Origin of the sequence: Nannocystis punicea (assembly GCF_026965555.1) — a bacterium.
In the GTDB taxonomy this organism is placed as follows: domain Bacteria; phylum Myxococcota_A; class Polyangia; order Nannocystales; family Nannocystaceae; genus Nannocystis; species Nannocystis punicea.
Window position 1 is genome coordinate 592,466 of record NZ_CP114040.1, and the last position, 24,674, is coordinate 617,139.

Consider the following 24,674-nt stretch of genomic DNA (forward strand, 5'->3'; position numbering starts at 1 on the left):
CTCGCCCTGTCCGTGTCGCATGGGCTCGCTGTACCCTTGGGTCCCCCTCATGACTCGCTCCACGCCTCGGCCGCTGCACTGGGTCCTCGCGCTGATGATGCTGTTGTTCGCGGCCGAGGCCGCAGCAGCGCCGCCACGGGCCCCGGTCGAGCCGGCCGCCCAGACGCCCGCCGACATCCCCGAGGTGCTGCGACCGTGGGTCCCGTGGGTGCTCCAGCCCCTGTCCGATCGGTCATGTCCGTACGTACATGCGAGTACCAGCGAGCGCCGCTGCGCCTGGCCGTCGCAGCTGGAGCTCGAGCTGACCGACGAGCGCGGGTCGTTCGCGCAGCGCTGGCAGCTGTACGCCAAGGGCGTGGTGCCGCTGCCCGGCGACGCGCGCCGCTGGCCGCAGGACGTCGAGGTCGACGGCCAGCCGGCGGTGGTGGTCAACCAGGGCGGGCGCCCGGCGGTGGAGCTCGGCCCCGGCGCGCACCGGATCACCGGCGCGTTCCTGTGGGACAGCATGCCGGAGCGGCTCAGCGTGCCGGCCGAGACGGGGCTCTTGGCGCTCAAGCTGCGCGGCAAGCCGGAGTCGTTCCCGCGCCGCGACAACGACGGGACGCTGTGGCTGCAGAAGAAGATCGAGGCGGCGAGCGAGCAGAACCTGCTCGACGTGGTGGTGCACCGCAAGGTGACGGACGCGATCCCGCTGCGGATGACGACGGAGATCTCGCTGCACGTGGCCGGCAAGAGCCGCGAGGAGCTGCTCGGCAAGGCGCTGTTGCCCGACTTCGTGGCGATGGAGGTGGCGAGCGAGCTGCCGGCCCGGCTCGAGCCCGACGGCCGCGTGCGCGTGCAGGTGCGCCCGGGCGCGTGGACGATCCGCGTCGAGGCGCGTCACCCCGGCGACCTGCAACAGATCGCCCTCGCCAGCAACGAGGGCCCGTGGGCGGGCGAAGAGGTGTGGGTGTTCGAGCCGGCGCCCGAGCTGCGCCGCGTCGAGTTCTCCGGGCTCATCGCGGTCGATCCGCAACAGACGCAGCTGCCCGACGCGTGGCGCTCGTTCCCGGCGTTCCGCGCCCGCCCCGGCGAGGCGCTGCAGCTGACCGTGACGCAGCGCGGCGAGGCCGATCGCGGGCCCGATCAACTGTCGCTGGCCCGCGACTGGTGGCTCGACTTCGACGGCCGCGGGTTCACCGTCAAGGACCGCATCGAGGGCCAGGTCCAGGGCACCCGCCGGCTCGAGATGCAAGGCTCGGCCCGCCTCGGCGCGGTCGCCGTCAGCGGCCAGCCGCAATTCATCACCGCCCGCGACGACCCCAACAAGGCCGGCGTCGAGCTGCGCAACCCCAACGTGTCGCTGACCGCCGACCTGCGCGTGCCCGCCGGCGGGCTGCACCCGTCGGTCTCCGCGGTCGACTGGGACCACGACTTCGCGTCGGTGTCGGGCACCCTGCACCTGCCGCCCGGCTGGAAGGTGCTGCACGCGACCGGCGTCGACCAGGTCGACGACACCTGGCTCGGCCGCTGGACGCTGCTCGACCTGTTCATGGTGCTGGTGATCGCGATCGCCATCGCCCGCCTGTACGGCTGGGCCTGGGGCGTGCTCGCGGTGGTGACTCTGGCGCTGGTGTTCCCCGAGTGGATGGCGCCGCGGACGGTGTGGATCTTCGTGCTGGTCGGCGAGGCCCTGCACCGCGCGTTGCCCGAGGGCTGGCTGCGCTCGGCGGTCCGCGGCTACCGCCTCGGCGCGCTGGTGATGCTGGCCGGCATCTGCTCGGTGTTCGCGGTCCAGCAGATCCGCCAGGGCCTGTACCCGGCGCTCGAGGAGCGCGGGCGCGACGACTTCGACCTGGTCCTTGCGACAGGTCAGATGGCGCCCCCGATGGCGCCGGCGATCGAGCCGGCGCAGGACTCCGCGGTCGCCAACAACATGGAGTTCAAGCCGAGCGACCTGGCCGCCGCCGACCAGTTCGAGGGCGACATGGACGGGGCGGGCGGGGAGTACCACCGCGGCGAAGAGGGCCGCATGGGCCGGCCGATGAAGGGGAAGAAGGAGGCGGTCGACGAGGAGCTCGAGCGGGAGCAGAACTTGTCGTCGATCGTGCAGTCGACGCGGACCAGCATGAGCGGCGAGTACCGCCAGCGCCAGCAGAAGAAGCTGCGCGAGTACGACGCCGGCACGGTGGTGCAGACGGGCCCGGGCGTGCCGCGCTGGTCGTGGCGCTCGGTGCCGCTGCGCTGGAGCGGGCCGGTCGAGCGCACGCAGCAGGTCCGCTTCATGCTGGTGCCGCCGCACGTGAACCTGGCGCTGGCGGGGGTGCGCGTGCTGTTCCTGGTCGCGCTGGTGATGGCGGTGTTCGGCGTGTTCCGCAAGCGGCGGGTCGTCCCGTCGCAGCGGCCCAACCCGGCGGTCAGCGCGACGATGTTGGGGGCGCTGGCGTTCGCGCTGCTGGTGCCGTCGTCGGCGGCGGCGCAGGTGCCCGACTCTGCCACGCTCGAGCAGCTGCGGGCCCGCCTCACCGAGCCGCCGACCTGCTTGCCCGACTGCGTCACGAGCCCGCGCATGCGCCTCGAGGCCAGCCAGGGGGCGTTGCGATTGGTGGTGGAGATCCACGCGGCGGCCCACGTGGAGGCGCCGCTGCCCGGCTCGGCCGAGCACTGGTTGCCGACGCAGGTGACCGTCGACGGCTCGCCGGTGGCCGGCGGCCTGGTGCGCACGAGCGACGGCGGCCTGCGCCTCGCGCTCGAGCAAGGTCGTCACGAGGTCGTGCTCGAGGGCCCGCTGCCGAACCGCGAGACGGTCCAGCTGCGCCTGCCGGTCGGGCCGCACCGCGTGACCGCCAAGGCCGAGGGCTGGACGGTGGCCGGGCTGCACGAGGACGGCCTCGCCGACGAGGTGCTGCAGCTGACGCGGATCAGCAAGCAGGACGCGGCCCAGCCGGAGACGCTCGAGGTCGGCACGCTGCCGCCGTTCGTCCGCGTCGAGCGGGCGCTGACGCTCGGCCTGTCGTGGGAGGTCACGACCCGGGTCATCCGCGCCACGCCGCGCGGCTCGGCGGTGGTGCTCAAGGTGCCGCTGCTGTCCGGCGAGTCGGTGACGACGGCGGAGCAGCGGGTCGAGGCGGGGGCGGTGCTGGTCAACATCGGTCCCGACGAGGACGTGGTCGAGTGGACCAGCGTGCTGCCGATCTCGCCGCAGATCGTGCTGGCGGCGGCCAGCGGCGCGCCGTGGAGCGAGGTCTGGGAGGTCATGGTCGGGCCGGTGTGGCACGTCGAGGCCGGCGGGATCCCGCCGATCCGCCGCGGCGCCGAGGGCCTGCAGGTCTGGATGCCCTGGCCCGGAGAACAGGTCGTATTGGACATCTCGCGCCCCGCCGGCGTGCCCGGCGAGACGCTGACCCTCGACTTCGCGCGCCTGACCCTTCGGCCAGGTATGCGGGCGGTCGACGCCGAGCTGCAGCTCGAGCTGCGCTCGTCTCGCGGCGGTCATCACACCGTGGCGCTGCCGGCCGAGGCGCAGCTGCAGAAGGTGCTGATCAACGGCGCGCAGCAGCCGATCGGCCAGGAGGGCCAGCAGGTCCGCCTGCCGGTGGCGCCGGGGGTGCAGCGGGTCCAGCTCGAGTGGCGCGAGGCGGCGGTGCTCGGCCAGCGCTACACCGCGCCGGTGGTCGACCTCGGGTCGCCTGCGGTCAACGCCGAGGTGCACGTCGAGTTCCCGCCGAGCCGGTGGATCTTGCTGCTCGGCGGGCCGCGGCTCGGGCCGGCGGTGCTGTTCTGGAGCTACATCGTGGTGCTGCTGATCGCGTCGGCGGTGCTCGGCCGTCTGGCAGTGTCGCCGCTGCGGGCTCACCAGTGGTTCCTGCTCGGGCTCGGCCTGTCGACGGTGACGGTGTTCGAGGCGATGCTGGTGATCGGCTGGTTCCTGCTGCTCGGCTGGCGCCGCCGCCGGGTCGACCTGGCGCCGGGGTGGTTCGCGCTGCGCCAGCTGACGATCGCTGCGTGGACGCTGGCGGCCTGCTCGGCCCTGCTGGCGGCGGTCCACGCCGGCCTGCTCGGCCAGCCCGACATGCAGATCGAGGGCAACGGGTCGTGGGCGAGCTCGCTGCGCTGGTATCAGGACCGCGTCGAGTACGTCGACGGGGTCGGCGGCCTGATGCCGCGCCCGTGGGTGCTGTCGGTGTCGCTGTGGTGGTACCGCGGGCTGATGCTGGCGTGGGCGCTGTGGTTGGCGTGGTCGATGATCCGCTGGCTGCCGTGGGGCTGGCAGAGCGCGTCGCAGGGCGGGTTGTGGCGGCCGCTGTGGCGCCCGGCGCCGCCGAGGACGACGCCGCCGAGCCGTCAGTCGGGGCCGATCCCGGCGCACGCGCTCCTCGAGGAGACGACGCCGGCGCCGCGCGCGGCCCAGTCGGGCGTGTCCGAGGCGATCTTCATGAGCCAGTCGACCGACACGGGCGGCCCGATCGACGAGGACACGCCCCGCCCGCGCGCGTCGAAGTTCCGCACGACCGACACGATGGAGGCGCCGCCGCCCCCGCTGGACGTCGAGCTCGACGCCCCCCGCGGCCCGACTGTCGCCCGCCACAACACCAGCGGTCCCCAGCCGGTGCGCCCGGTGGCCGAGGAGATCACGCCGCCGACGGCGAGCCGCCCCCGCCCGGCCCCGCCGCCCCCGCCGCCCGGCAAGCGCCCGCTGCCGCCGATCCAGAGCGGCGAGGACGACGACACGCCGCCGCCGTGAGGCAGGTGCTCTAAAGGACAGGTTTTATAAATAAATGCTCGGACATGTTCTGAGAGACATGTCCGTGTGTTTATGTCATCGAGGAACTCGGGCTGTTCTCTCGATAGAGCGAGCCCGAGGTCCATGAGGAGGGGAGCATGACGATCGATGGGGTGCTTCAGGCGATCCGGAGCGGCGGCGGTGCGGGCGCGACGGACGAGCTGCGCGCGGAGCTGGAGCGCGGCGCTGCGAGTCTCAGCGGAACAGGCGAGTCGTCCGCGCGTGACGCCGCGTCGAACTGGCGGATCCGCCAGTGGACGACGGAGAGGGCCGGGATCGTGGCGGTCGGTCTGGCCGAGGCCGTCGCGGCCCTCGCCGCGGAGCCCGAGGACGCGCAGGTCGGGCTGTTTCACTTCGAGGCGCCGGGCCGGGTGTTCGTGGTCTTCGCGGCGGACGAGCGGGTGCTCGGGTGCGTGGGGGTGAACGAGCGGCGGTATGCGTATGAATTCAGGACCGATGACAGGTCGCGGTGGTTCTGCGACGAGATCGTCAAGAGGATGGTCGGGCTGTTCGGCTGCTGCATCGACGAGGCCGTGGGGCGCATCAACCGGCAGTGGTCCGGCCAGGACTTCGTCGGCGACGAGACGGACCTCCGCTATCACGAAGAGCCCGAATTCTGGGCCAACGACATCGTCTACGGGGCCAACTCTCGCTGGTGGAAGCGACCGCCGGGACTACGACCGAAGCGATGGCCGTGACCATCCGCGAGCGGTGCGAGGCACCGACGGGCGAGACGGGCGGAGGCGCCGACGTCCGACGAGGCCCGCACCGACGTGCACCTCGTGCGGCGCCATGTCGGCCGAAGAAGCGTGAGACGGACGGAGGCGACGGGGCCGGGGTGTGACGAAGAGGAAGGCTCGAGCCGAGGTGGACCTCGCGCGGCATAGCGACGGTCGACGGCGGGTGAGCGACGGGGCCGGGGTGCGACGACGACGAAGGCTCGACCCGAGGTGGACCTCGCGCGGCGTCACGACGGCCGGCGGCGCGCGCGACGGGGCGGAGGCGACGGGGCCGGGGTGCGACGACGACGAAGAGTCTAGCCGATGGAGCTCGTGCGGCGTCAGGCCGGGGCGCACAGCAGGCGGGACAGCGACGACACCGGCTGCTCCCACAGTTTTTCATAATTCACGCTGAGCAGCTCGCGCGAGCGCTTGCCGCGGCGGTAGGCGGCGCGCAGGCGGCCGAGGTAGGGCACCAGGTCCTTCCAGCCGGCGACCTTGATCCGCCGCGGGACCGAGTAGGCGAGGATCAGCACCGCCTGGCGGACGCCGAGGTTGCCGAGCACGAACGCCTGCAGCAGCATCTCGCCGTGCTCGTCGGTGCCGTAGCCGGTGATCACGTGGAACAGGTCGTGCGTCTCGCGGTAGCGCTTGCTGAGGTAGTCGACGTCGTTGTGGACCGGGAAGGTGGTCTCGAACGGCTCGAGGCCGTTGTCGCGGAAGTAGCGGGCGACCTCGCGGCCGAGGGTGCCCTCGGGCAGCTTCTCCAGCGTCTCGAGGTCGAGCTCGCGGCCCTGCAGGCTCGGACGAGCGTCGAGCATCTGCCGCCCGTCCTCGCTGGTGCGCCACATGCGGGCCAGCTTGGTGTACGTCTCGCTGTCGAGGCAGGCGTTGACCAGCGGGCCGTAGTACGTGTTGCCGGGGTCGTTCGTCAGGACCTTGAGCGCGTGCAGGCTGAGGCGGACGCGGGTGACGAACGACGCGTTCGGGGGCAGGGTCGGGAACGCTGGCTGGTTCATGGGGCACTCTCCTTCGGCGACGAGCGTGGGCCGCTCGGCGCCCTGAGTGTGATCGAAACGGACAGTGATGTCCACTTCGCCCCGGGTGGATCCGCACGGCGCCTCGGCCCCACCGCCGCGGACGCGCGGAGGGATCCTCGGCGGGTGCGCGGGTGTTCACAGCGAATCGTGACGCCAGGCGCGATGGCGCGCCGCCGGCGCGGCTCGCTGCGCCTGCGACTCGAGCCGGGCGGCCGGTGACGGGGTCGCTTGCGAGCGCGGGGCGAGGGACGAGAGACCACGGTCTCTCGTTGAGCCGGCTTCGTGGGACCGAACTTGGCAGGCCTGCGAGGGCAGGTCGGGTAGCGATGTGACCGGCACCGTCCGCATGACGCAGGAGCGTGTGAGCCGGGGGCGTGCCGGGCAGTGAACCGGCCTCCAGCCTTCGCGCGGCCGCTGCGACGAGGGGCTGGTGCGCTCGGCGACGGGCGAGGTCGGCTCGATGCTCGTCGTGTCGTCGCGTCGGGACCCGGCGTGACGCCCGTGGCGGAGATCACTTCAGTACATGTCCATCAGGACATGTCTTTTCATGCTCGTCAAAAATGCGAGACGAGGATCACTCCGGCCTTGCGGGGGTCGACGGCTTCTTGGGGGAGGCGGAGGGTGAAGACCGAGCCGACGCCGGGCTGGCTGCGGACGGTGATGTCGCCGCCGAGCATGCGGGCGTAGTGGCGGCTGATGGCGAGGCCGAGGCCGGTGCCGCCGAACTTGCGGGTGGTCGAGGAGTCGGCCTGGACGAACGGGGCGAACAGGCGCTCGAGCACCTCGGGGGCGATGCCGATGCCGGTGTCGCTGACCTCGAAGCGGTACCACGAGCGGCCGCCCTCGGCCTGGGTCTTGATCGACAGCTCGATGCGGCCGTTGTGGGTGAACTTGCAGGCGTTGCTGAGCAGGTTGCTCAGGATCTGGTGCAGCTTGGTGCGGTCGGTGTGGAGCTGGCCGAGGTCGCGGGCGCAGCGGAGCTTGAGGGTGTCGCCGTTGCGCTCGGCCAGCGGGGCCAGGTGCGACATCACGCTGCCGAGCACGTCGCCGAGCTGGAACGACTCGAGGTTGATGTCCATCTTGCCCGACTCGATCTTCGACAGGTCGAGGATGTCGCTGATGAGCGCGAGCAGGTGCTCGGCGGAGCCGTGGATCTTGCCGAGGTCGTCGTGCAGCTCGCGGAGGTCGGGGCGGACGGTGTCCTCGAGCAAGATCTCGCTGTAGCCGATGATCGCGTTCAGCGGGGTGCGCAGCTCGTGGCTCATGTTGGCGAGGAACGAGCTCTTGATGCGATTGGCCTCGAGCGCCTGCTCCTCGGCCTGACGACGCACGCGGATCTCCGACTCCATCTTGCGGTTGGCGCGGGTGAGGGCGATCGTCCGCTCCTCGACCCGGCGCTCGAGCTCGTCGTGGGCGCGGCGCAGCTGGTCCTCGATCTGCTGGCGGTTCTCCATCTCGCGCTCGAGCCGGCCGAGCGCGGTGCGCAAGATCTCCCCGCTGCGGCCGTGGTGCGCCAGCACGAGGTTGAGCGGCACGCCGGCGGCGGCGACGGTCAGCGCGGCGATCAGCGCCTCCGAGGGCGAGCGGCCGGCGACCACCACGCCGAGGGCCGAGGCGAGGCCGAGGACGGCGACGCAGATCCCCGCGAGCCGCGGGGCGAACGACAGCGGCGCGGCGCACACTGCGGCGAGGCCGAGCAGCATCACCGGCGCCTCGGGCTCGAGCTGGCTCGGCAAGAACACCAGCAGGACGGCGAGGGCCGCGTAGCGCACGAGGTCGCGGGTGCGGGTGCGGGCGCGGTCGAACGAGACCGGGTTGAAGTAGGCGACGGCCTGCACCAACACGAAGGCGAGGCAGCCGAGCACCGCGGCCGGGCTGTGGTCGGCGGCGAGGACCACGACGGCGGCGAGCACGACGCTGACGAGCACGATGGCGCGGCCTTGAGTCGCGAGCGACAGCGCGAAGTCGAGGACCTGCGGCGGCAGGGTGGTGAACCGCGACTTGCGCCGCGAGGACGAAGATTCCCCGGCGGCGGCGGCGGCGGCGAGCACTTGAGCCGGTTGCATAGGCGCGACCAGAGCATGCGCCGGCATCGCCGCGAGCGGTTTAACCGCCGAAGATCCGGAGCAGCCACTCTGCGCCGTAGCGGTAGCCCACACGCTGCCACAGGCGCGCAGCGAGCGCGCACACGATCACCCAGATCGCGACGATGGTGAGCGCGATCTCGGCGCTGAACGCCTGCCATGCGCCGAGGGGTCGCGTCAGCTCGCGGAACACGACGACGTGGACGATCAGCAGCGTGAGCGAGGCGCGGCCGAGGGCGATGAGCCAGCCGCGCTCGTCGATCCGTCCGCGCTGCTCGAGGGCCAGCGCGCCGACGAGGAGCAGCAGGGTGCCCGACTGGAGCAACGATACGATCGCCGGCGTGGCCGGATAGAAGCTCAGGCGGATCTGGAACAGGCGCTCCCACACGCCCTCGTGGGGCCCGAGCCGCAGGCCGACGGCGGCGAGGGCGACACCGGTGACGAGCAGCACACTCGCCATGCGGAGGATCGCGTCGGTGCGGCGCTGCAGCAGCCAGCGTCCGACGACGATGCCGCCGAGGAACAGGCCGAGCCACGGGACGATCGGGAACTGGCCCTCGGCGAAGGCGAGCCGCAGCGGGCCGCCGGCGAGGTCGAGGCGGCGCATGCGGTCGTTGACCAGCAGCTCGGGCGTGGCGAGCCAGTGCTGCACGACGGGCGCGCCGAGCAGCAGGAGCGCCTGTCCGCAGAGCAATGTTCCATTGGACAGGCGCCGCCACAGCGGGGCGGTGAGGATGCCCAGGCCCATGAGGTGGAGGACGAACCACGAGCCGGCGGAGAACCAGCTCGGGGTGAGCAGGTTGAGCAGCCAGCCGAAGCCCATGAGGATGAGGCCGCGGCGGACGAGGATCGCGTCGAGGCCGGCGGTGCGGCTGCGAGCGAGGAGGGTCGTGCCGGCGCCGGCGAGGGTGATGAAGGTCGGCGCGGCGAGGCCCCCGAGGCCGTTGAGGGCCATCAGCACCGGCGCCTGCGCGATCGGCGAGACGTCCGGCCGGGAGCGCCACAGCCACACCGCCATGTGCTGCTCCATCATCAGCACCACGGCGAGGCCGCGCAGGGCGTCGAGGCTGAGCAGGCGGGCGGCCGTCACGTCGCTTGAGGCTACCCGGACGGGGGCGCCCGGTGAAGGTCGAGGTCGGCGCGTGACCGGCAGCCCTGGCCAAAGGGCCGCGCGGCTGCGATAGTCGGGGGGATGTCGAGCCTGCACGACGCGACCAATCCGGCGACCGAGACGATCGGCGACGGGCGCTTCTTGCGCCTGGTGCGCCGCGGGAAGTGGGAATACGTGGAGCGGACCGGGGCCCGCGGAGCCGCCGCGATCGTGGCCGTGACCGACGACGGTCGGCTGGTGCTCATCGAGCAGCCGCGCCCGGCCCTCGGCGGGGTCGCGGTCGAGCTGCCCGCCGGCCTGGTCGGCGACACGCCGGGCGACGAGTCGGAGGAGGTCGCGACGGCGGCCAACCGCGAGCTGGTCGAAGAGACAGGTTACGAGGCCAGCCGCATCGAGCAGGTCGCCCACGGCCCGAGCTCGCCCGGGCTGACCAGCGAGTGCATCAGCATCTTCGTGGCCACCGGCCTGCGCAAGGTCGGGCCGGGCGGCGGCGACGGCAACGAGCAGATCACGGTGTTCGAGGTGCCGCTCGCCGAGGTCGAGGCGTGGCTGGGCGAGCGGATCGCCCGCGGCGCGCACATCGACCTCAAGGTCTACGCGGGGCTCTACTTCGCGCGCCAGCTGGCCGCGCACCGCTGAGGGGGCCGCGAGTGCGGGCCTTGAGTCGGTGAGCCGGGCCGCACGTGGGCCCGGGCCGCGGCCCGGAGCGGGGCCGCGGTGACTCGCCGGTGCGGGTGAGGTCGCAGGGGCCGACGGACGAACGGGAGCGCGGGAGGCCGCGCGGCGGGCAGTGACGGCCGCGAGTGCGGGTCGCGGGCGCTGTGGCACACTGACGGTCCCCCATGGCGCCCGTCACCGTATTCCTCGTCGCCATCGCTTGCCTGCTGGCCGCCGCGGCGGCGGTGCGTCCGCTGGCGCTGCGCACGAACGTGCCCGAGGCGGTGTGGCTGATCGCGCTCGGGGTGGTGCTGCGGACCACGGGGCTGGTGCCGCCGGCGACGATCGCCGCGCTGGCGCCGTTCTTCGCCGCGATCGCGCTGATCATGGTGCTGTTCGAGGCCGGGCGCGACATGGTCTTCGGGGCAGCCAGCGAGCAGGTCGGGCGCGCGCGCAAGCTGGCGCTGGCCGGCGCGGCGCTGGTGGTGCCGCTGGTGGCGCTGTTCAGCCAGGCGCTGTCGGGGCTGCAGCTGCTGCCGGTGTGGAGCTGGACGCACGCGTTCATGCTCGGCGCGCTGCTCCTGTGCACCGCGCCCGAGGTGTACGCGCCGACGCTGTACCGGCGGTCCCACCCGGGCCTGGTGGCCGCGCTCGAGCGCGAGGCGGCGCTGACCGGGGCGCTGGCGATCGCGGCCACCGCGTTCTGCATCGACCTGCTGAGCCTGCGCGTGCCGGTGGGCAAGGCGTACGCGGCGATCGCCGCCGGCTTCGGCCTGGGCCTGGCGTTCGGGACGTTCGCGGGGCTGCTGTGGATCACCGCGATCCGCCGGATCGGGCCCGGCCGCGGGGTCTACCCGTACACCCTGGCGGCGATCCTGGCGCTCTACGTCGTCACCGACACGCTCGGCGGGATCGGGGCGCTGGCGGTGCTGGTGTTCGGCGCGGTCGTCAGCAACGCCGGGCCGCTGGTGGCGGCGCTGTTCCGTCCGCGCGGGGCGGTCGTCGAGGCCGCCGACGAGGACTTTCGCGCGGCGCTCGACGACCACGCGCGCACGGTCGAGATCACCCGGGTGCTGCTGTTTACGTTCCTCGGCATGAACCTCGGGCCGCCGTGGGGCCTGCTGGCGATGGGGATCGTGCTGGGGCTGCTGCTGGTGGTGCTGCGCCTGCTGGCGGCCCGATTGGTGCTTCGCGGGGTCGACGAGCGCACGTTCTCGACGCTGGCGCTGGGCTGGCCGCGCGGGATGCTGGTGGCCGGCCTGGCCGCTTTGCCCCACGCGGCCGCGGTGCCCGGGACGGAGTCGCTGACGACGCTGGTGTTCGCGGCGGTGGCCACCACCTGCGTGGCCTTCGGGGTGGCGGTGTCGCCGCTCGGACATGTCTCGGGGGACATTGCTGAAGAGAAGGGTCCTTCGGGGCATGTTCCAGGGGACATGTCCGTGAGGGCAGAGGCGCCGCGAGCGGTCGCGCCGGCGTCGACGGTCGAGGAGGTGCTCGGCGGGGGCTCGGCGGGGCGGAGCGCGGGCGAGCGGGGGGCGGCGTTGGCCGGGGGGCGAGAGGGGAGAGGTGCGACGGGGATTGTGTCGTCGGAGCCGAGCGTCGGGGCGAACGGCATGGGGCCGGCGGGTGCGACGGGCTTGTCGGGTGAGGATTCGTCGGAGAGTGATGCGGACGTGCGGGTCGCGAGCGCCGGCGAGGCGGAGCGATGGGTGCCCGTCGAGGGGCCGACGCTCTCGGGCGGCTCGACGGTGAGCGAGCGGCTCGAGGGAATGGAGGCAGCGCGTGGGACAGCGGTGCCGGAGGGGCCCGTGGTGAGCGGGAGGACCGTGGTGCCGGAAGGGCCTGCTGTGATTGGGACGACCTTGCCGGTGGAAGGGCCCGTGGTGAGCGGGAGGACCGTGGTGCCGGAAGGGCCTGCTGTGATTGGGACGACCTTGCCGGTGGAAGGTCCTGTGGTGAGCGGGAGGACGCTGCCGCCGGAAGGGCCTGCTGTGATTGGGACGACCTTGCCGGCGGAAGGGCCCGTGGTGAGCGGGAAGACGCTGCCGCCGGAAGGGCCGGTGGTGACTGGGACGACGCTGCTGCCGGGAGAGTCGGGGAGCGGGCGGCGTGGGCTGTTCGCGGTCGACATGCCGCCAGGAGGGCGGGCGCCGGGAGAGCCGCTGGTGGGTCCGCGGACGCTCTTGCCGGGCGAGCCAGCTCCCGCCACGCGCTCCGCGGAGGTGCCTCGCTTCGCGCCGCCGGGGGCGCCGCGCAGCTCGGAGCGCACCGTCCTGCGTGGCTCGGGGGCAGGGGCGCCGGAGCTGGTTCGACACGTGTTCATCAGCGCGCCCGCAGGGACGACGGTGACGCACGAGGCGCCCGTGTTGCCGGTGACGCGGGCGGCGGAGTCGACATTGTCGACGCGAGCGATCGAGCCGCCCGAGACGAAGGTTACGAAGTCGATCGTGCCGGGGACGCCGCAAGGCGAGGGCCCGGAGTCGCCGGCGCCGTCGAGCGCATCCGGGCTCGAGGTCGCGGTGACCTTCGTGGCGCCAGAACCGGCCGCGAGCGAGGGGGCGAAGGAGCCGGCGCTGCTCGAGCTGGTCGGCGAGGCGCTCTTGCCCTCGGGGCATGGCTTGAAGAACCTGATCAAAACGCCAGGTGATGGCGGGGCGAAGGAGGGCTGATGGGGTGGCGAGTGGTCGAGCGCCGGCTGGGCAAGGCCGGGGGCGTCAAGCAGCGCACGGCGCGGCAGCGCGAGTGGGACCGCAAGTACGGCGAGGACCGGTGGGCGATCGGCTACGAGGTCGACGGCGAGTTCGTGCGCCAGGAGGACGCGCTCGAGTCGGTCTATTATAAAAGTTACGAGGTTCACTTCGCGGCGCACCCGGAAGATCTGCGCGAGCTGATCGCCCTGGCCAAGACGCTGCGTAACCCGCACGCGGAGGCGACCACGGGGGTCGACCTGCAGGTCCCGGCGATCAGCGATTATCTGCGCCGTCACGGGCTGCAGCTGGCCGGCACCGAGGTGGTCGACATCGGCACGTGGGACGGCAAGGCGTCGCACCCGATCAGCGTCCGCCTCAGCCCGCTGACGATCGCCTGCGCCGTGGACCCCGGCCGCACGCTCGAGCAATGGTGGCAGCAGCGCAAGGTGCTGGTCGTGTGGGAGGACTGAGACCTCCCCGCGGTTTCGGTCGATGACCCGGCCATCGTCGTCACGCCCGGGTCCGCGGTCGTGCCCTGCAGCGCCGAGGTCGCCTCGGTCTCCATGACGGAGGTGGCGTGGTCCCGAGCGCTGACGACACGGGCCCTCGGGGTATTCGTCGTCAGCACTGCTGTGAGGGGATATGTGACGATGTCTTCGAGGACATGGCCTCGAAGACATTTTATGAATGATTCTTTTTTACATGAATCACAGCAGGCGTTCGCCGCGGTGGCTGCTGCGCGGGAAGCCGCCGCTGCTGCGATGGGGGACGTCGGACACCGGCGCGTGCGTGGTGTGGGGGCGCATCGTGTGCAGCGGGAATTCGGGCGGGTTGTGCGGGAACATCGTCGCGGACGGCGCCTGCTTCGATTCGGCGAAGGGCGTATGTTCGACCCGGTCGCCCTCGACGTGTGAGCGGACCAGCTCGTCGTTGCGCGGGGGCGGCGGCAGGTGGACGGGGGTCTCCGGGTGTCCGGTCGCGGCGGCGATGACGTCGCCGGGCGGGCCGACGCGCCAGCCCGGGCGGGCCTCGGGGTGGGTGGCGTTGTCGGCGAAGACCACCTGGCCGCGCGCGTTGGGCTGGATGTGGCCGGCCAGCTGCGGTCGGGTGAGGTCGCGGGCGGCGACCACGATCCAGTGCGAGCGCGGCTCCTCGCGCACTCCCGCGATTCGCGGCGGCAACGGGGCCCAGCCGACATAGCCGGCGTTCCACCGCCAGTCGACCCACGCGGGGCCCCACACGTCGCCCGGCACCCACATCCAGCCGACGCCGGCGTCGAAGGCCCAGCGGCCGTAGTGAAACGGCGCCCAGCCCCACGCATAGCTGCTGTCGAACATCCAGCCGGCGTCGGTGTACAGCCAGCGGCCGCCCGTCATGTACGGGAAGAAATCGGCGCCGACGATCGCCGGCGAGGGCATCCATACCCAGCCGTAGGTCGCGTCGTCGATCCACGTGCCGTAGGGCGCCAGCGCGCCGTAGAAGCGGGCGCTGGGGCCGGTGGGCGCGGTCGCGGCGACCGGCTGCGCGGTGTCGGTCTTGTGGCAGTCGAGGCCGACGACGACCAGGGCCGCGGCGGCCGCGAGGTGATGGACGGCGCGCATGGCGGGCCTCAGACGGCCGGCTGCGAGCGCAGGGCGTCGCGGATCGACTCGGCTTCCCTGAGGTCGGAGTCGACCTGGGTGCGGACGGTGTTGAGTTCATCGCGCAGCTCGGGCAGGTTGGCGGCGGGCATGAACTTGCGGTCGATCGTGTCGAGCGTGTTGGTGAGCGTCTGGATCTCGTCGTCGATGTACGTGGTGTCGTATTCGTTGCCCTTGGCCGCGGTGTCGAGGTCCTTGTAGGTCTGGTCCATCGAATCCCGGGTCGCGGTGTCGATCTGGCTCGGCTTCGGCTTCAGCTTGTGCCGGACGTGCAAGGCGGTCTGCCGCTTCTTGGCCGCCTTGGCGTTCTTGGCCCGGTTCTCGGCGAACTTCTTGACGCGGCGGTTCTTGGCCGTCTTCTGGACCTTGCGGTTGTGATCCGCGGTCTTGTCGCTGATCGTCTCGATCACCATGAGGATCTCCTCATCGGTCATCTTGTCGGTCGGCGCCTGCACATTGGTCGGGTTCGTGTCGGTGTTGTGCGTCGGGCTGGTGGGCGGATTCGGATTGGTGGGTGCGCCCGAGGTCGGAGGCGTCGGCTGTGACGGGTCGGGCGGCATGTCGGCGGCGGCGACGCCCGGGAGCGCCAGAGCGAGCGCGACGGTGAGGGGGAGGGAGGTCTTGGTGAATGACATGCCCGCAGCGTTGGACGTCTCGACCGCGAATGCCACCACCGCGGCGCCGCGGCGGCCCGCCGCGCGGCGCAATCGCAGGTGCGCCGATCGGGGGATGTCCGGGTGCGCGCCGACCACCCGCCGCCGGGCCGCGCGCTGGTCGGCGGATCAGGCCGGTCGCGGCTGCACCGGCCGCTCGCCGCGGGGCGCCTGCAACTCCAGCCATTTGAGGATGTCGCGCCGGCGCAGGACGCCGACCAGGCGGCCGTCGTCGACGACCGGCAATTGCTCGACGTCCCTGCGGCTGAAGGCCCGCATCGCCGCGGTGAGCTCGTCGCCGGAGCCGACCGTCTCGAGCGCGGCGAGCGGGGTCATGATGGTGCCGACGTCGACTTCGTTCCACACGTCGCGGTCGACGGTGCGCACGTCGTCGAGGCAGGCGATGCCGACCAGCCGATCGCCGGCGAGCACCGGGAAGGCCCGCTGGTCGCTGCGCATCAGGTAGTCGTCGACGAGGCGCGTGACGCTCATGTCCGGCGGGATCACTGCGACGTCGCGGCGCATCAATCGCCGCACCGGGACGCCCTCGACGAGGTGCATGACCACGAGCTGGCGGTAGCTCATGGCCGCGGCGCTGGCGAGGAACCAGCCGATGACGCTGATCCACACGCCCGAGACGATGCCGCTGCCGAACCACGGCAGGCGTGCGCCGAAGATCATCGACAGGCCGGCGAACACCAGCACGAAGCCGATCGCCTGGCCCGACATCGAGGCCCAGCGCGTGGCCGCCTGCAGGTCGCCCGTGGCCCGCCACAGCAGCGCCCGCAAGATCCGCCCGCCGTCGAGCGGGAAGCCGGGCAGCAGGTTGAACAGGCCGAGGAAGAGGTTGAGCGGCCCGAGCCAGAACAGCAGGGTCGCGGTCGGGCCGAGGTCTCGCATCAATCGCTCGGGGTCGCCGCCGAGGCGGGCGAGCCAGCCGCCGAGCAGCAGGAACAGCAGGCCGAGGCCGATGCTCGTCAGGGGGCCGACGATCGCCATCATCAGCTCGGCGCGCGGGGTCTCCGGCTCGCGCTCGATGTTGGCGACGCCGCCGAACACGAACAGATGGATGCTGCGCACCTCGAGGCCGTAGCCGCGCGCGACCAGGGCGTGCGACAGCTCGTGCAGCAGCACCGAGGCGAACAGCAGCACCGCCGCGACGAAGGCGACGCCCCAGCGCATCGCGCCGCCCCACCCGGGGTGCCACGCGGGGAACAAGCCCAGGGCGAGGCTGACTGTGACCAGCCACAGGGCGATGAACAGGCTCCAATCAGCCGCGATCCGCACGCCGAAGATTCTTCCGAGATTCAGGCCGCCCATGCGCAGATCCTTGGGCCGAGCCGCGGCTCGGGGCAATGGCGCGGCGGTCGCCGGGGACAGGCAGCGTGAGCGGTGCCATTCACCGAGTCCCGACTCGGAGGTCGAGGTTGCCTCGCCGGCAGGTGCCTCCGCGTATTCGGCTGAGGTCGCCGTGACGTCCGCGGCCCCAGCACCTGGCCAAAGTGACAGCGCGAACCGGCGGTCAGCGCCCTTTGCGCTGTGCTGCGACGGGTCACTTCGGCGCGACGCGATCCCATCGTCCAGTCGATCGTCTCCGGACGCCGGAGTCGGATGGGAGAGCTCGCGGCGCTCGCACGGTGCTTCTGGGCTGCGAACGCGCGACGTTGGAGCCGGCCTTCGCCGTCGCAGTCGCCGTGCGGGGCGGCGAAGGCCCCCGGCCATGACCTGCCGTGGTACACTGGCTTCGTCGTATGTCCGGCCTCCTCGAGGATATCCGCCAAACGCTGGCCAGTACGCCGAGAAACGTCGTCTTTATCGTGGGTGCGGGGGTCAGCGTCGGGGCGCTGCGCGGGAGCCCGCGTGCGGCTCTCGGGAGTTGGGTCGGACTCCTCGAGGATGGCCTCCGGCGCGCGAGGGACCTCGGCGCTCTGGATGGACGGGCCCACGATCTCTACCGGCAGCAGCTCTCCCTCCCGGACACCCAGGCGGCGCTCGGCGTGGCGGAGGTCGTCTGCCACCGCCTCGGGGCGCCTCACGGGGGCGAGTACAGCCGCTGGCTGCGCGAGACAGTCGGGTCTTTTCACCTCGACGTGCGCGACAGCGCGGTCCTCGACGCGCTGGCTGCCCATGGCCGCAGAGGCGCCCTGCTGGCGACCACCAATTACGATCACCTCCTCGAGGCCGCGACCGCGCTCAAGCCGACCACGTGGCGCCGCCCGGCGGTGGTCGAGCGCGCGCTCCAGGGCGTGGAGCCGCGGATCCTCCACCTCCACGGCGAGTGGGAGGACCCCGATTCGATCGTCCTCGGCATTCGATCTTACGTGGACGTCTCGCGCGACCCGCACGCCCAGACCGTCCTCGCGACCCTTCGCGCGGCGCGGACCTTCGTGTTCGTCGGCTGCGGAGCCGGGTTGTCAGATCCCAACCTCGGCGCCTTTCTCCGCTGGACAGGCGACGTGTTCTCGCGCTCCGAGTCGCGCCATTACCGTCTGTGCTTGACGCACGAGGTCGAGGCGCTGCGCCGCGAGCATCCGCCCGGGCAGCGGATCTTCCCGCTGGCGTACGGCAATAGCCACGCCGAGCTGGCGCCGTTCCTCCGGCGATTGCTCTCGTCCGATGGGTGGCCCAGGGCCGAGACTTCGAGCGCCACGGGGCGAGGGTCGTGGAGCGGGTCCTTGCAAGGCGGGTCTTTCGGGGTAGATCCGTCGCCCGCGGAGCCGCCTCGCGCGGGGGCGACGTTCTCCGCGCTCTCCGAATTCGACGCACCGCCGCGGCTGCTCCAGGCCAGCCCGCGGGGGACGGCGCTCCTCGCGGGCGGCCTGGCCTTCGCCGTGCTCGGGGCCGTTTGCATGCTGCGTGAATCGGGGGCGGAGGCGGAGACCAAGCCGGAGACCGCGCCGGAGGTCGTTCGCGGGGCCACGGCGGCCGAGCCGGGCATCCTCGGCGGGCTGGCCGGGACGACCCCGAAGAGCTCGGCGAGCTGCCCCAAGCAGCCGTCGATCGCGGGCCGATGGCAAGTGACGACCTCGGTCGATTGGGCGGCCGACGCCAAGTACTCGGGCGTGAGCGGCTATTATACGATCGACGTGACCCCGAAGGCCGATTGTAGGGTGTCGGTCATTTTGCGCAAGACCGGCGACTCGGGCAAGTCCAAATACAAGCAGCCCTATCAGGACCGGGTCGAGACGCGACTGGTCGCCGGTGCCACGATGGTCGAATTCGAGGCGTGGCTGGGGCCGGGCAAGCCGCTCGACAAGGCGGGCCTGCGGCGCGACACGGACTGGCATTATCGCTTCGTCCTGCGCGCCGAGAAGGGTCGAATGGAAGGGAGCTGGAAGATGTTCGACCGGAAGTCCGGAGGCACGCAGATGCGCGGCGCCCTGAGCGGGGGCCAGGTCTTGCCGAGCCCCTACGGAGGAGGGTTTTAGGGGCCCACGGTCTCGCCGGGTGCGGCCCGTCGCCGCGGGGATCGCCTAGCCGATCAGCAGCAGCTTGACGAGCGCGGCGAGGCCGACGAGGGCGAGGACGACGAGGCTGAAGTAGAGGGCGACGCCGAGGCGGGGGTGGCGGTCGATGACGCGGCCGCTCTCGCGCATGGCTCGCTTGGTGAAGGAATACATGCAGCGGACCTCGCCGCGGCCCTCGAGGTAGGCGCGCATGCCGGCGAGCATCTCGGCGGCGGACTGGTAGCGCTGAGCCGGATCCTTGGCGAGGCCGCGGCCGGCGACGATCTGCAGCTCGATGGGCGGCGGGCTCTGGTGCGGGCCGTCGTAGGCGCCGGGGCCGCGGAGGACGGGCTTCTCGTTCTCGATCGCGTCGAGCAGGACCGCGAGGTTGTCAGTGCGGTGGGCCAGGTAATGATTGAGGCCGATGAACTCGTGGAGCACGACGGCGACCGAGTAGAGGTCGCTGCGGGCGTCGAGCGGCTCGCAGCGGACTTGCTCGGGCGACATGTACGCAGGGGTGCCGATGAGGCCGGCGATCGGGTCGCCGCCGCGTTCGGTGGGCACGCCCGGATCGGGCTCGTCCATCTTCTTGGCGATGCCCCAGTCCATCAGCCACACCTCGCCGAAGCGGCCGATCATGATGTTGTCGGGCTTGATGTCGCGGTGGACGATGCCGCGCTCGTGGGCGTAGGCCAGCGCGCGCAGCACGGAGATGACGATCTCGGCCCGGCGCTCGAACGGCCACGCGAGGTGCGCCTCCGGGTCGCCGCGCCGCAGCTTGTCGATGACCTCGCCGAGAGTCTGGCCCTCGACGTACTTCATGACGAAGAAGTAGCGGCCCTCGGCGTCGAGCCCGACGTCGTGGATCGGCACGACGTTGGGGTGCTCGAGGCTGCCGACGATCCGGACCTCGCCGACGAAGCGGGCCACGCCCAGCGGGTGCGAGGCCTCGGGCAAGAGCCGCTTGATCGCCACCGGCCGGCCGATGTCCACGTCCTCGGCCCGCTCCACCACGCCCATGCCGCCCTCGCCGACCACGCCCAGCGAGCGGTAACGGTCGCGCGGGTCGTGCACCAGCCGCACCTGGCCGCCGATGTCGGTCTCGACCTGCGGCAACACCGAGAGGCTGCGCCGGCTCGGGTCGATGCGCGTGACCTGCGACGCCGCCGAGGTCCCGGCGACGGTCGAGGCCAGCTCGGCCGGAAACTGGGTCTCCATGCGCGACCACGCGAGGGTCGCTCGGTTGCCGACTGCTGCGTCCATGGCTCTCCCTCCTGTCTGCGGGGACAGGTCGGCGCCAAGTATACGCGCCGAGGCCCGGCGCCTGACGCGGTCGAGCGTGACGATCCGCGGCGCGAGGACGCGCGCACAGGAGCTGCCGTGGCGAACGGCCCGGGTGCGACGTCTGCGTCGGCGCACGTGCGAGTCGCAGACGACGCGACGGCACGTCGCGAACCCGAAGCCCTCTTTTAAACAAGAAAGAGGGAGAGAGGTCGGCGACGGGGGAGGATTGGATGGCCTTTGGGACAGGTCGTGTGCGGAGGCTCGAGGGCTGCGAGATAGATGTCTTATGGGACAGGTCGGTGGGTGCGCGAGCACCCGGCGGACGGCGTCGGTCACGGGACGTCGCGCGGGGTGAACGATCCGTAGTACGGTGGAGCGTCGTGCCGCACCTCAGCAAGATCGTCGTTGTCGTCTACGCGCTGTTCAACCTGCTGATCGCCTACACCCTGATGTTCGACCCGGGACCGCTCGACGCCCAGTACCGCGGCGGGGCGATGGTGCCGACGCGCGAGTTCCTGTGGTTCAGCATCGCCAGCTTCCACGTGTTCGTGGCGGCGGTGTCGCTGTGGACGCTGCGGATGACGCGGGCGGCCGACCGGCGGGCGATCTTGCTGGCCAACGCGGGCTTCTACGCGTGGGACGCGGCGACTCAGTGGCTCTACTGGGGCGGCCGCGTCGGGCTCGCGCCCGCGGACCTGCACGTCAACGCGGGCGTCAGCGCAGTGTGGGCCGCGCTGCTGCTGGTGGTGGCCTGGCGCGACGGAGTGCGGTGATTCTGTCGCACTTGTGATGATCGGCTCGCACGGATCCGAGGCGATGCGGGTCGACATCCGCGCGTCGATCGGTTAGCCCTTCGCTCATGGCCGAGACACCAGCGAAGAAGAGCTTCGCGCCGACGTTCCTCGCCTGCGTGGCGATGTGCATGGGCGCGATCGCGTTCGTGGAGGCGGGCATGAAGGGGCACCGCGCCGGGTGGGAAGAGATGATGCTGTACACCGGGCCGGCGGTGATCTGCGCGCTGCTGGCGATCCTGATGCGGCGCGACAAGTACACCTACTTCGGGCTGGTGTTCGCGGCGCTGGCGATCGTCGCCCTCGTGCTCGGGGCCTGATTCGCGCTCGAACGAGAGATCCTAATAGGTGACCTGCACGCCGAGGACGGGCAGGATCGGCAGGCCGACCGCCGCGCGGGTGCTCGAGAAGTCCTGCGAATAGGTGACGCCCTCGGCATTTTGATGGTTGTATAAGTTCATCACGTCGAGGTAGGCCCCGACGACGCAGCGGCGCAAGATCCACGTGCGGTCGACGCGGAGGTCGAGCTGGTGGAAGACCGGCATGCGGGCGCTGTTGGGCCCGCCGAACAGCGGCAGGGTGCCCTCCGGATACATGCCCTCGCCGTCGATCCCGCCGACGATCGGCGTGTAGGGCAGGCCGGTGACGAGGCGGAAGCGGCCGGCGATCGACCAGCGACGCGGGAGCTTGTAGCCGACCAACATGACGAGGTTGTGGCGCTGGTCGAAGTCGGACGGGACCCGAATGGTCGCCGACGCTTCGGGGAAGGAGAACTCGGTCGTCGAGCGCATCCAGGTGTAGGCGATCCAGCCGAACAGGCGGGCGGTGAGATCGTGGCGCAGCATGACCTCGACGCCGGTGGTGGTGGTGCGGGTGTCGGCCACATCGGGACCGTCGGGATCTTGCGGGGTGTTGGCGCGGAACCTGCGATGAAACAGGGTGGTGTCGAGCTCGAGATGATCGGCGAGGTCGACGTGGAGGTTGGCGCTGTACTGCACGGCCCGGCTGGCGCCGATCCGCCCCTGCGGGTCGAACTCCAGCTGCGGGTCGAGGTAGCGAATGGCGGCCGGGAACACGGTCATGGCATCGCCGGCGTAGATCGTCGGCCCGCCCAGAGTGGGCCCGGAGCTGGGCACTCCGTACTGGGTGAAGAGGCCCGCGGTCACGGTGCTGCGGCGATAGCTGGCCTGCGAGTAGGTGCCGGCGGCGAGCTGGATCCGGACCCGCTCGTGCGGGCTGTAGCGCAGCAGCAGGCGCGGATCGACGGTGTGCGCCGCGTTGACGGTGCCGGTGAAGGCGTTGAGGCGGGCGCCGGCGACGATCGCGTAGCGACCGAGCTCGAGCTGCGAATTGAAGTAGACGCCGGTGCTCGTCAGGAAGCCGCGCGCGCGCGAGTCGACGAGCGAATCCTCGCTCTCGCGGGCGCGCTGGAACGAGCGGTAGCGGTCGAGCTGGGTGTCGACGCCGAGGGTGAGCTGGAGCGGCCGCCACGGGCGGACGCTGGCCTCGGCGCGCAGGAGGCCGACGACGTCGTTGCGCCGCCGCAGGAAGTCGAAGCGGCCGTCGAACTCGGTGCGATCGAAGCGCACGGCAGGGGCGAGCAGGAAGTCCCAGCGGCCGTGGCGCTTGCGGTAGGCGAGGTCGACGCGGTGGAAGCTGCTGTCCATGGCGAGCCCCTCGTTGGGCTCGAAGGAGTGGCGGAACTTGAAGGTGTCGCCGGCGCCGAGGAGCCGCATCGTGAGGGTGCCGCCGCGGCCGACGGGGTGGTCGAGGATGAATTGATAATCGTGGTAGCGCGGAGTGACTGCGGGCAGGCCGCTGGTGGCGTCGTCGGGCAGGGCGCCGAGGGCCAGGTCGAGGTAGCCGCGCTGGGCGGCGAGGAGGAACGAGCCGCCCCTGCCGAACGGACCCTCGAGCCGCGCGCCGGCGGTGATGAGGTCGACCTTGACCTGGCCGTGGAGACCGTCGCGCCGGCCGACGCGCGGGGTGAGGTGGACGATGCCGCCGACGGCGTTGCCGTAGTGCGCGGAGAAGTTGCCGGGCACGTATTCGATGCCCTGCAGGACGCCGGCGGGGACGATGCTGGCGAGGCCGGGGATGTGAAAGGCGCGCGGGAGCGGGTGCTCGCCGAAGAACACCTGCGATTGATTGGGGGCCGCGCCGCGCAGGACGAGGAGGCCGAGGCCGCCGGGGACGCGGGCGACTCCGGGCAGGTTCTGCAATGCGCGGAGTGGGTCGCCCTGGCTGCCGGGGAGGTTGGCGATCTCCTCGGGCTGTAGCTTGGTGCTGACGGGGCTCGGCCGGCTGACGCGCTCCTGCTCGACGATGGTGCGATAGCTGCCGGCGCCCTGCGGCTGGAGGTAGATCGTCGGCGGCTTGCGACGCGACCAGTAGGCGGCGGGCGTGGGTTGCTCGAGGCGCTGGTGGCCGGCGGCGACGACGGTGAGGACGAAGTCGCGGCTCGGCAGGTCGGTGAGGAGGAAGCGGCCGTCGCCGTCGGTGACCGCCTCGCGCGTCCAGGCGAGGCCCTTGCGCGCGCTGGCGAAGACGCGGGCGCCGGCGACGGGCTGGCGCTCGCCGGCGCTGCGCAACTGGCCCTGCGCGGTGGCCCGGGCCGCGGGCTGGCCGGTCGCCGGGGCGGCGGCGAGGAGGAGCGTGACGAGGCCGAGGGCGATCATGCGTCGTCTTCGGGGACGAACCGCAGCTCGACGAAGGCGTGGCCGTCCCGCTCGTCGGCGATGTCGAGCCAGAGAGTGGTGGGCACGACGTCGTGCGGGACGACCCAGCTCGGCGGCGGGGTCGTGGCGCCAGGCGGTCTGTAGTCGGGGGGCTCGTAGTCGACGGGCTGGCTGAACAACACGTCGTAGCTGAACTGCTCGGTCTCGAGCTCGAGCTCGCCCGACCACGGGATGCCGGGCGTGCCGCCGACCTCGACCCAGTACTCCTGCGAGGCGTCGGCAGCGAAGCGCGGCTCGGCGACGATGCGATCGCCGCGGCGGACCGGGACCGCGGCGCCGACGTCGACGACGAGCTCCTCGCGGACGTCGCCGCGCTCGCGCGTGACGGTGAATCCCAGCACCGTCGGGTTGGTGTCGGCCTCCGCCGCGAGGACCTCGGGCGGGGCCCAGGCGGAGTCCGGCAAGAACGGCAGGCCGATGTGACTGTCGCTGACCGGCGGATCGCGCAGGGCGATGATGCACGGCTCCAGCTGCGCGCGCGAGGGCGCGAACAGCCGCTCGAGGCAGACCTCGGGCGTGAGGTCCGGACGACGGCTGCCGACCAGCAACAACGTGAAGGGGGTGCCGACAGCGTAGGCGCCGCCCATGTGGACGCGGATCCGGTGGCCCTCTCCGAGCCGACACGAGTCGACGAGCTCGATCGGCATCGGGTCGGGACAGTCGGGCATGCCCGGGTCCATCGGGTCCCACAGCGAGTTCGAGCACGTCGACGAGCAGGCGATCCAGATCGGCGGCTGCAGCTCGCTACCGGGCGGGACGGCGACCTTCCACTCGAGCTCGACGGTGTCGAGCGGGAGGACGAAGGCCCGGCTCCGATCCGGCGGCACTTTTAATAAAGAGCCGTAGCCGCCCGGCTCGACGACCTCGACGAGGATCCCGCGGAAGCGCGCGCCCGTGACCAGCCAGTCGTACTCGGCCGGGACGCAGGCGCCCAGGAGCGTGGCGAGCGCAAACAGACACCGCCGCATCGCCGTGCACGCTAGCGCGCCGGGGCCGCGCCGACCAGTCTGGTCGTCGTGCGATTTTTCTCGCAAGCACGAAGCGCGGGCCGGGAATGGG

17 protein-coding genes are annotated in these 24,674 nt (G+C 71.8%); 8 read left to right on the top strand and 9 right to left on the bottom strand.

Annotation, left to right across the window (positions count from 1 at the left end):
- The first annotated feature begins 49 nt into the window (after positions 1–49).
- Both O0S08_RS02185 and O0S08_RS02190 read left to right on the top strand, forming a co-directional pair.
- Positions 50–4,723 (top strand): hypothetical protein, encoded by a 4,674-nt coding sequence (locus O0S08_RS02185; RefSeq protein ID WP_269037279.1) that lies wholly within the window; start codon positions 50–52, stop codon positions 4,721–4,723.
- Between the two features lie 137 nt (positions 4,724–4,860).
- On the top strand, positions 4,861–5,460 hold the full coding sequence (locus O0S08_RS02190; RefSeq protein WP_269037280.1) for a hypothetical protein: 600 nt from the start codon (positions 4,861–4,863) through the stop codon (positions 5,458–5,460).
- A 362-nt stretch (positions 5,461–5,822) separates the two neighbouring features.
- On the opposite strand, the gene O0S08_RS02195 is transcribed toward O0S08_RS02190, so the two are convergent.
- From O0S08_RS02195 to O0S08_RS02205, 3 genes are all read right to left on the bottom strand, one after another.
- Positions 5,823–6,500 (bottom strand): Coq4 family protein, encoded by a 678-nt coding sequence (locus O0S08_RS02195; protein ID WP_269037281.1) that lies wholly within the window; start codon positions 6,498–6,500, stop codon positions 5,823–5,825.
- 575 nt (positions 6,501–7,075) lie between these two features.
- Complete coding sequence (locus O0S08_RS02200) at positions 7,076–8,587, bottom strand: sensor histidine kinase (RefSeq protein ID WP_269037282.1); 1,512 nt, start codon at positions 8,585–8,587, stop codon at positions 7,076–7,078.
- Between the two features lie 40 nt (positions 8,588–8,627).
- Entirely contained in the window at positions 8,628–9,695 is a 1,068-nt protein-coding gene (locus O0S08_RS02205) for a DUF418 domain-containing transporter (RefSeq protein ID WP_269037283.1), read from the bottom strand.
- A 102-nt stretch (positions 9,696–9,797) separates the two neighbouring features.
- Here O0S08_RS02205 and O0S08_RS02210 point away from each other — a divergent pair, with 102 nt between their 5' ends.
- From O0S08_RS02210 to O0S08_RS02220, 3 genes are all read left to right on the top strand, one after another.
- Complete coding sequence (locus tag O0S08_RS02210) at positions 9,798–10,355, top strand: NUDIX hydrolase (protein WP_269037284.1); 558 nt, start codon at positions 9,798–9,800, stop codon at positions 10,353–10,355.
- Between the two features lie 203 nt (positions 10,356–10,558).
- On the top strand, positions 10,559–13,042 hold the full coding sequence (locus O0S08_RS02215; RefSeq protein ID WP_269037285.1) for a cation:proton antiporter: 2,484 nt from the start codon (positions 10,559–10,561) through the stop codon (positions 13,040–13,042).
- On the top strand, positions 13,042–13,533 hold the full coding sequence (locus tag O0S08_RS02220) for a hypothetical protein (protein WP_269037286.1): 492 nt from the start codon (positions 13,042–13,044) through the stop codon (positions 13,531–13,533). Before O0S08_RS02215 ends, O0S08_RS02220 begins: the two co-directional genes overlap by 1 nt.
- A 237-nt stretch (positions 13,534–13,770) precedes the next feature.
- Here O0S08_RS02220 and O0S08_RS02225 read toward each other — a convergent pair whose 3' ends face one another.
- The 3 genes from O0S08_RS02225 to O0S08_RS02235 form a co-directional block, all read right to left on the bottom strand.
- Positions 13,771–14,664, bottom strand: coding sequence for a DUF6600 domain-containing protein (locus O0S08_RS02225; RefSeq protein WP_269037287.1), 894 nt, complete (start codon positions 14,662–14,664; stop codon positions 13,771–13,773).
- A gap of 8 nt (positions 14,665–14,672) precedes the next feature.
- On the bottom strand, positions 14,673–15,338 hold the full coding sequence (locus O0S08_RS02230; protein WP_269037288.1) for a DUF4142 domain-containing protein: 666 nt from the start codon (positions 15,336–15,338) through the stop codon (positions 14,673–14,675).
- A 147-nt stretch (positions 15,339–15,485) separates the two neighbouring features.
- On the bottom strand, positions 15,486–16,676 hold the full coding sequence (locus O0S08_RS02235) for a site-2 protease family protein (RefSeq protein ID WP_269037289.1): 1,191 nt from the start codon (positions 16,674–16,676) through the stop codon (positions 15,486–15,488).
- 431 nt (positions 16,677–17,107) lie between these two features.
- Between O0S08_RS02235 and O0S08_RS02240 the strand changes: the two genes are divergently transcribed.
- Entirely contained in the window at positions 17,108–18,784 is a 1,677-nt protein-coding gene (locus O0S08_RS02240) for an SIR2 family NAD-dependent protein deacylase (RefSeq protein ID WP_269037290.1), read from the top strand.
- 45 nt (positions 18,785–18,829) lie between these two features.
- Here the strand turns inward: O0S08_RS02240 and O0S08_RS02245 are convergent, their stop codons facing one another.
- Positions 18,830–20,065, bottom strand: coding sequence for a serine/threonine-protein kinase (locus O0S08_RS02245; RefSeq protein ID WP_269037291.1), 1,236 nt, complete (start codon positions 20,063–20,065; stop codon positions 18,830–18,832).
- 401 nt (positions 20,066–20,466) lie between these two features.
- On the opposite strand from O0S08_RS02245, the gene O0S08_RS02250 reads away from it, so the two are divergent.
- The gene (locus O0S08_RS02250; protein ID WP_269037292.1) at positions 20,467–20,859 is read left to right on the top strand and encodes a hypothetical protein; all 393 of its coding nucleotides are present in this window, start codon (positions 20,467–20,469) and stop codon (positions 20,857–20,859) included.
- A gap of 86 nt (positions 20,860–20,945) precedes the next feature.
- Positions 20,946–21,197, top strand: coding sequence for a hypothetical protein (locus O0S08_RS02255; RefSeq protein ID WP_269037293.1), 252 nt, complete (start codon positions 20,946–20,948; stop codon positions 21,195–21,197).
- Between the two features lie 21 nt (positions 21,198–21,218).
- On the opposite strand, the gene O0S08_RS02260 is transcribed toward O0S08_RS02255, so the two are convergent.
- Together O0S08_RS02260 and O0S08_RS02265 are read right to left on the bottom strand one after the other, a co-directional pair.
- A complete protein-coding gene (locus tag O0S08_RS02260; RefSeq protein WP_269037294.1) occupies positions 21,219–23,555 on the bottom strand; it encodes a TonB-dependent receptor in 2,337 nt (778 codons plus the stop codon).
- Positions 23,552–24,583 (bottom strand): hypothetical protein, encoded by a 1,032-nt coding sequence (locus O0S08_RS02265; RefSeq protein WP_269037295.1) that lies wholly within the window; start codon positions 24,581–24,583, stop codon positions 23,552–23,554. Before O0S08_RS02265 ends, O0S08_RS02260 begins: the two co-directional genes overlap by 4 nt.
- Between the last annotated feature and the right edge of the window lie 91 nt (positions 24,584–24,674).